This window comes from Micromonospora sp. BS32, from assembly GCF_059089345.1.
In genome coordinates, this window is record NZ_JBSSHR010000041.1 from 1 (window position 1) to 5,524 (window position 5,524).

The following is a 5,524-nucleotide window of genomic DNA, read 5'->3' on the forward strand; positions in this document are numbered from 1 at the left end:
GGTTACTGGTCCTGTCGGCCGTTTCAGGTGGTGCGCAGCCGCAGGTAGCGGCGGTGGCGGGTGTCGTCGCCGCCCATCGGGGTCGGCGGGGAGACGAAGACGAGTCGGCCGCTGGCCGAGGCGATCTGGACCATGGCCGCGATCTCGTGCGGCTGGGCGACGATCCACAGCTCGACGAACTGCGCGGCCCGCTGGTTGTTGGCGCGGGCGTAGGTGCGCTCCCGGGTGGTCATGAGGTGACCTCCCAGCAGGGGTCGCTGAAGAAGACGGCGTTGTCGGGGATCGGGTGCATGTCGTCGGAGCCGCCCTGGTTGATGTGGCCGTCTCGCTTGCCGCAGACGGTGCAGCGCAGGCACTGCCACAGGTGGCCCGTGACCTTGTCAATCTCGGCGTCGACGACCTTTATGTCGTCGGCGCAGTCGTAAACAGGAGTGGTCATGCCGCTGCTCCCACGTCGAGGCGGGTGAGGTCGGGCAAGAGGGCCGGTAACCGCCGGGGGCGGCGGATCCAGGCGGCGTAGTCGGCGATGCCCGCGATCTGGCTGTCGGTGAGGTAGGCGACCTTGATGCGGCGGGGGATGCCGCCTTCGGCGATGAGGTAGGCCGCGCCCTGGTTGGTCGGCTGGATGTCGGTGGCGGAGTAGCCCTGCTCCGCCCAGCCGTGCCCGAGGACGATGTTGGAGCTGTTGGGTGTGGTGCAGCGGAACGCGGCGCGGTAGCCGAACAGGTCCCGCAGGCTGGTGGGGATGATGTCGAACGACGGCCGCTGCGTCGCGGCGACCACAGGGATGCCGGCGGCACGGCCCCGCGCGACCAGGTCACGCAGGAGAGCGACGAACTCTTCTTGCTCCTGCTTGCTGCCGACGGTCGCGGAGTAGAAGGCGATTTCGTCGACCAGGACGGTGATGACGGAGAGCCCGTCGAGGGCGGTGAGCTTGCGGCGCCCGTGGGCGCGCAGCCAGGCGTAGCGGTTGTTCATCACCAGTTGGAGCCGCTTGAGGACGTCGAGGGCGGCGGTGATGTCGGGGCCGATGAACGCATCGGCGCAGTCCTCCCACTGCCCCAGCTCGACGAGCTTGCCGTCCAGCAGCACGAGCCGGGAGTCCACGGAGAGGGCGGCGTGGGCGGCGATGCAGTTGAGCAGGCCGGATTTGCCGCCGCCGGGTTCGCCGCCGGCGAGGAGGTTGCGGTAGGCGAGGGTGATGTATACGGGCTGACCGAACTCATCGATGCCGACGAAGATGGGGTCGAACATCGACAGGCCAGGCCCCACCGGAACCCCCGACGTTGGGGCGGGTGCCGTGGTGGTCATGGGTGCCCTCCTTGGGCTGTTGGTGGGCGCGGAGAGCCACACGAACGAGCCCGTAGGGCTCTCCGCGTCCGGGTTGCGTGTGGGTCAGATCCAGTCGGAGACGTCGTCGGCGTCAGACGAGGAAGCCGCCGCGGTCTTGGTGCCGTTGGCGGTCGTGGCCGGTTTCTTCTGCACCGGCAGGGTGATGACGGTTGCGTCGACGTCGGGCAGGTCCAGAGCGGTCGGCACGGGGGCCGGGATGCGCTCGGTTGCCGGGGTGTCCGGGTCGATGACGTCGACCAGCGGGGAGCCCACCGTCGCGGTGAGGACTTCCCGGCGTTTGATGTCGAACCGCAGGTAGGCGGAGTTGCCGTCGGATGCCCGCTCGACCAGGGCGGTGGCGGCGTGGCAGGCGACCGCGATGCGGTCGAGGCGGCCTTCCAGGTCCGCGAGGGACAGGCCGGGCCGCAGGTAGACCCAGACCCGCTCACCCACAGGCGTGGGACGAGCCCACAGGATCAGCGGAAGGCTGCCGGACTGGTTGGCGATGATGAACTGCGCGAAACACACGCGCAGCCGGTGCCGCACGACGAGGCACCAGGTCCAGGCGACCAGGGCGCGGCGGGTGACCGGGACGGCGGCAGGGACGCCGACGACCAGGGCGACCACGAGCAGGGTCACCAGGGTCGAGGTGTGGTCGGCCAGCTGCACCCAGAAGGTGATGACAGCGGTGGTGAGCACGATCTCGATGGACCACCACCACAGCAGCCGCAGCACCGGCCAGATCCGCACGAGGACCCAGGCGAACCCGCCGGACGGGACACCGATGGCCGCGCCCAGGAACAGGGCCAGGATGGGGTGCATGGAGGAAGCGGCCACCACGGCCGCCAGCAGCCCGACGATGACCGCCGTGAGGATGAACGCCAACCGGGCGTTGCGGGCCGAGGAACGGTGGACCTTGGCCTCGATGACCGTCACCGTTCCGGTGTTCCGCCCGAAGGGGCGGCGGGGGCTAGACTTGGACACGACGAATCCCTCCCAATCGCGAGTTGGGTCGGATGAGTTGGAGGGCACGGGGTCGGCAGATGTAGGAGTCGGACCGACCCCGCGCCAGCTCTTGCGGGGATGCCACCACCGCTGGTGGTGACGGGCCGGGAATGTAGGAGTCGGAACCACTCCCGGACCTTGGATCTCAGGTCAGCGGACCATCAGGCCGCATCAGGTCAGACACCAGAGGCTCACACAGCGCGGTGAGCGAGGGACCTACTTCGCCGCCGAGTTACCAGCCTTCGGCTTCAGCGAGATGGCGCGGAACGCGACGCCGTTGCGCCCGTTGGTCGCCCACGGAATGGCCTCCAACTGCTCGACAGCGACGAGCTGTCCCACCGTCACGCCCGGCTTCTCACCCGCCGTGGTGATGGTGATGATCTCGCCGCCGGTCTCGTCGAGAACGAAGACCTGGGTGGACCACATGAGCCGGCCAGTGTTCTTCTCCGACCGCTGATTGCCGTTCTGGTCGTTCTTCGGCTCCGGGTCCTTCGTCACCTGGACCTGCTTGCTCTGGGTGTCCACGTACAGCTTCATAGCTGCCGTCCTTCCTGGATGTGAGCGCGTCCCCTGTGGACGTCTGCTCGGTAGGCCGACGCTAACAGTTGGTTGGGACGGCAAGCAACTGTTAGGTATGCACCATCTGAAACAGTCTTCTGACGTGCTGTAACGGCGCTGAGGCGCTGTTAGGCAACTGGTAGGATCTGGTAGCTGAGTGCGCCTACCGTGAGGATGCCCATGTCATCGCCCCGTCCCCGGTTGACCCGGGGTGAATCCGTGCACCAGCAGATCGCGCGGCACATTCGCAACGAGATCTCAGCCGGAATCCGTCGAGACGGTGACGTCCTCCCGTCCAGCCGCGAGATGGCCGCCGAGTGGGACACCAGCCCGTTCACCATCACAGCAGCAATGAAGGTGCTGGAGGCGGAAGGGTTCATTGAGAGCAAGTCCCGCTCGAAGCGGGTCGTGCGGGTGCCGAACCAGGAGCGACGGGGACCTGTACGGCTGCCCAAGCCGCGCGTGGTGCTCATCGGCGGCTACGCCGGCAGTGGCAAGACCGAGTTGGGACGGATCCTGGCGCGGGCGACCGGGTGGCCGATGCTGGACAAGGACACCTTGACGCGGCCCATCGTTGAGGCAGCCCTAGAGATCCTGGGCCAGTCTCCGAACGACCGCGAGTCAGACACCTATCTGAAGGTCGTGCGCCCCCGAGAGTACGAGGCGTTGAGCAGCGCGGCCGAAGAGAACGTGCAGTGCGGCAATAGCGCCATCGTGACGGCCCCGTTCGTCGCTGAGTTCCAGGACGCTCAGTGGTTGGACCGGACGAGGGCCCGGTTCGCCGACATGGGCGCAGCCGTGAGCGTGGTGTGGGTGTACTGCGACCCGGACACGATGAACGTCTACATCCGGAGGCGAGGAGCGGCCCGAGATGCGGCGAAGCTGGCCGACTGGGCCGGCTACCTCAGCCGCATCGATCCTGATTCGCGCCCGCTGGTCGAGCACGTCGTCATCAACAACTGCGCCTCGGCCAGGCCGCTACAGGACCAGGCCGAAGCGCTGGTCAAGTCATTGATGGGGTTGGAACTCGACTGATGCGGGGGGTGATCCTCTACGGCCCGCCGGCATCCGGCAAGGACACGGTGACCTCAGCCCTGCACCAGCTCGACGACCGGTACCAGCAGTTCCGGCGCCTGAAAGTTGGTCAGGGCCGTATCGCGGGCTACCGAATGAGCTCGGTTGCGGAGCTGGCGGCTCTGCGCGCCTCGGGCAGTGTGGTGTGGGAGAACCGGCGGTATGGGTCCGTGTACGTCATCGACGCGCCCGGCCTGCGTCAGCAGCTCCACGAGCAGATCCCCGTGGTGCACGTCGGACAGGTCAAGGCGGTTGACGCTGTACGGGAGGCATTCCCCGACGCGCGGTGGACCGTAGTTGCTCTTACCTGTCCCCGGAACCTGGCGGAACGTCGCATTGTGGAGCGACAGACGGGCGACGCGGCGGAACGCCTCAGGGCGTGGGACCAGACAGAGAGGCTCCCCACAGCCGGCCTCACCATCGATACGTCTGAAGCTTCCCCGGGCATGGCGGCCGAGTTGATTGATCAGGCGGTCCGACGAAGCGAGGAGACGGTGGAGTAGAAGCCGGCGGCCTGGCGATCAGCCGTTGGTGATGGCGAGGTGACCCGCAGAGGCCATATTTTGGATCTCATGGAACCTGGGGAGGGGCCAGCGCTACCAAGCCGAGGAGCGGGGGCCGGCAGGGCTCCGTCGGTCCGGTCGCCGCGTCATTGGCCGTGGGTCGTGCTGTCGCTCGTGGCGGTGGTATGCGCCGGGATCGTGGCCGTGCCAGTCTCATGGGCCGTCCAGAAACAGGCCGAGGCGGAACGCGGTGAGTCGAGTCCGGACGCGGCGGCAAACGTGTACGTGCTCCAAATGAGCAGCGGCGAGGAGATCGGCCTGTCGCGGGTTCTGGCCGGCAGGCGTCATGACGAGCTGCTGCGGCAGTGGCGGCAGTACCGCGGCGAGATCGAGCGCGCCAACGTGCCGTCGAAGCTTGAGGTGGTCGGACCGATTGACGTCGAGGACCAGGGCGACGACCGGGCGGCGGTGACCGCTCAGGTCCGCCCGACCTGGTGGAACGAGCAGACCAACCTCAGCGGCACAGCCCACCCGTGGCGGTTCGAGACCCGGCGAGACGCCGGCAGCTGGCGGGTGTGGGCAGCCGACCTGCCGCCGTGGTGCGGTGTGCACGTCCGGCCACACGACTGCCGTTGACTCGTCTCGCTGCGCCTGATCACCGAGTCAGGAACATGCCGCGAGCAAGTGCATGAGCAACCTCGTCCGACGTCATTTGGGGGAGCGCTCTGCGATGGCGGTGCGAGCCTGCTCTTCCGTGACCTTCTGATCCCGAACGAGATCGGCTTGCTCGGAGGAGAAAGTGTCCACGACCCGTTGCCAGGCGTCGGACGTTTGAGTCTCGACCAGGTTCTGCGGGCGCCCGAAGATCGCACGCCAGAGGTACGCGAGCAGGCTCACGACTGGATCGTCTCAGCCAGCATCAATCTTTGGCAGTGCCCCAGAGCCGCTGTGTGCTGCGGCTACTTAGCGCGCCTATGGTCGGACTCGCGGCGTACAGCTTCGGTGAGGTCCCGCCAAACTCCAGCCGAGGTCTTCATCATCCGGTCGGCCAT

At 67.4% G+C, this 5,524-nt stretch carries 9 protein-coding genes; 3 read left to right on the top strand and 6 right to left on the bottom strand.

Annotated elements, in window-relative coordinates:
* Positions 1 to 23: 23 nt before the first annotated feature.
* The 5 genes from AC5RWQ_RS30010 to AC5RWQ_RS30030 form a co-directional block, all read right to left on the bottom strand.
* A complete protein-coding gene (locus AC5RWQ_RS30010) occupies positions 24 to 233 on the bottom strand; it encodes a hypothetical protein (RefSeq protein WP_494285967.1) in 210 nt (69 codons plus the stop codon).
* Entirely contained in the window at positions 230 to 439 is a 210-nt protein-coding gene (locus tag AC5RWQ_RS30015) for a hypothetical protein (RefSeq protein WP_494285968.1), read from the bottom strand. The genes AC5RWQ_RS30010 and AC5RWQ_RS30015 overlap by 4 nt, the downstream gene beginning before the upstream one ends.
* Entirely contained in the window at positions 436 to 1,311 is an 876-nt protein-coding gene (locus tag AC5RWQ_RS30020) for an FtsK/SpoIIIE domain-containing protein (RefSeq protein WP_494285969.1), read from the bottom strand. Before AC5RWQ_RS30020 ends, AC5RWQ_RS30015 begins: the two co-directional genes overlap by 4 nt.
* 84 nt (positions 1,312 to 1,395) lie before the next feature.
* Positions 1,396 to 2,316, bottom strand: a complete 921-nt coding sequence (locus tag AC5RWQ_RS30025; RefSeq protein WP_494285970.1) for a hypothetical protein — start codon at positions 2,314 to 2,316, stop codon at positions 1,396 to 1,398.
* A gap of 237 nt (positions 2,317 to 2,553) precedes the next feature.
* Positions 2,554 to 2,874: a hypothetical protein gene (locus AC5RWQ_RS30030; RefSeq protein ID WP_089021118.1), complete on the bottom strand. Its 321-nt coding sequence runs from the start codon at positions 2,872 to 2,874 to the stop codon at positions 2,554 to 2,556.
* Between the two features lie 240 nt (positions 2,875 to 3,114).
* Between AC5RWQ_RS30030 and AC5RWQ_RS30035 the strand changes: the two genes are divergently transcribed.
* The 3 genes from AC5RWQ_RS30035 to AC5RWQ_RS30045 all read left to right on the top strand — a co-directional run bounded on the left by AC5RWQ_RS30035 (position 3,115) and on the right by AC5RWQ_RS30045 (position 5,108).
* The gene (locus tag AC5RWQ_RS30035; RefSeq protein WP_494285971.1) at positions 3,115 to 3,930 is read left to right on the top strand and encodes an AAA family ATPase; all 816 of its coding nucleotides are present in this window, start codon (positions 3,115 to 3,117) and stop codon (positions 3,928 to 3,930) included.
* Entirely contained in the window at positions 3,930 to 4,472 is a 543-nt protein-coding gene (locus AC5RWQ_RS30040) for a kinase (RefSeq protein WP_494285972.1), read from the top strand. The genes AC5RWQ_RS30035 and AC5RWQ_RS30040 overlap by 1 nt, the downstream gene beginning before the upstream one ends.
* A gap of 204 nt (positions 4,473 to 4,676) precedes the next feature.
* On the top strand, positions 4,677 to 5,108 hold the full coding sequence (locus AC5RWQ_RS30045) for a hypothetical protein (RefSeq protein ID WP_494285973.1): 432 nt from the start codon (positions 4,677 to 4,679) through the stop codon (positions 5,106 to 5,108).
* Between the two features lie 72 nt (positions 5,109 to 5,180).
* Here AC5RWQ_RS30045 and AC5RWQ_RS30050 read toward each other — a convergent pair whose 3' ends face one another.
* Positions 5,181 to 5,369, bottom strand: a complete 189-nt coding sequence (locus tag AC5RWQ_RS30050; protein ID WP_494285974.1) for a hypothetical protein — start codon at positions 5,367 to 5,369, stop codon at positions 5,181 to 5,183.
* Positions 5,370 to 5,524: the final 155 nt, after the last annotated feature.

Excerpts from the sequence above, each read along its gene's own strand:
- AC5RWQ_RS30010 (WP_494285967.1), bottom strand. The coding sequence starts at position 233 with ATGACCACCCGGGAGCGCACCTACGCCCGCGCCAACAACCAGCGGGCC.
- AC5RWQ_RS30015 (WP_494285968.1), bottom strand. The coding sequence starts at position 439 with ATGACCACTCCTGTTTACGACTGCGCCGACGACATAAAGGTCGTCGAC.
- AC5RWQ_RS30020 (WP_494285969.1), bottom strand. The coding sequence starts at position 1,311 with ATGACCACCACGGCACCCGCCCCAACGTCGGGGGTTCCGGTGGGGCCT.
- AC5RWQ_RS30030 (WP_089021118.1), bottom strand. The coding sequence starts at position 2,874 with ATGAAGCTGTACGTGGACACCCAGAGCAAGCAGGTCCAGGTGACGAAG.
- AC5RWQ_RS30040 (WP_494285972.1), top strand. The coding sequence starts at position 3,930 with ATGCGGGGGGTGATCCTCTACGGCCCGCCGGCATCCGGCAAGGACACG.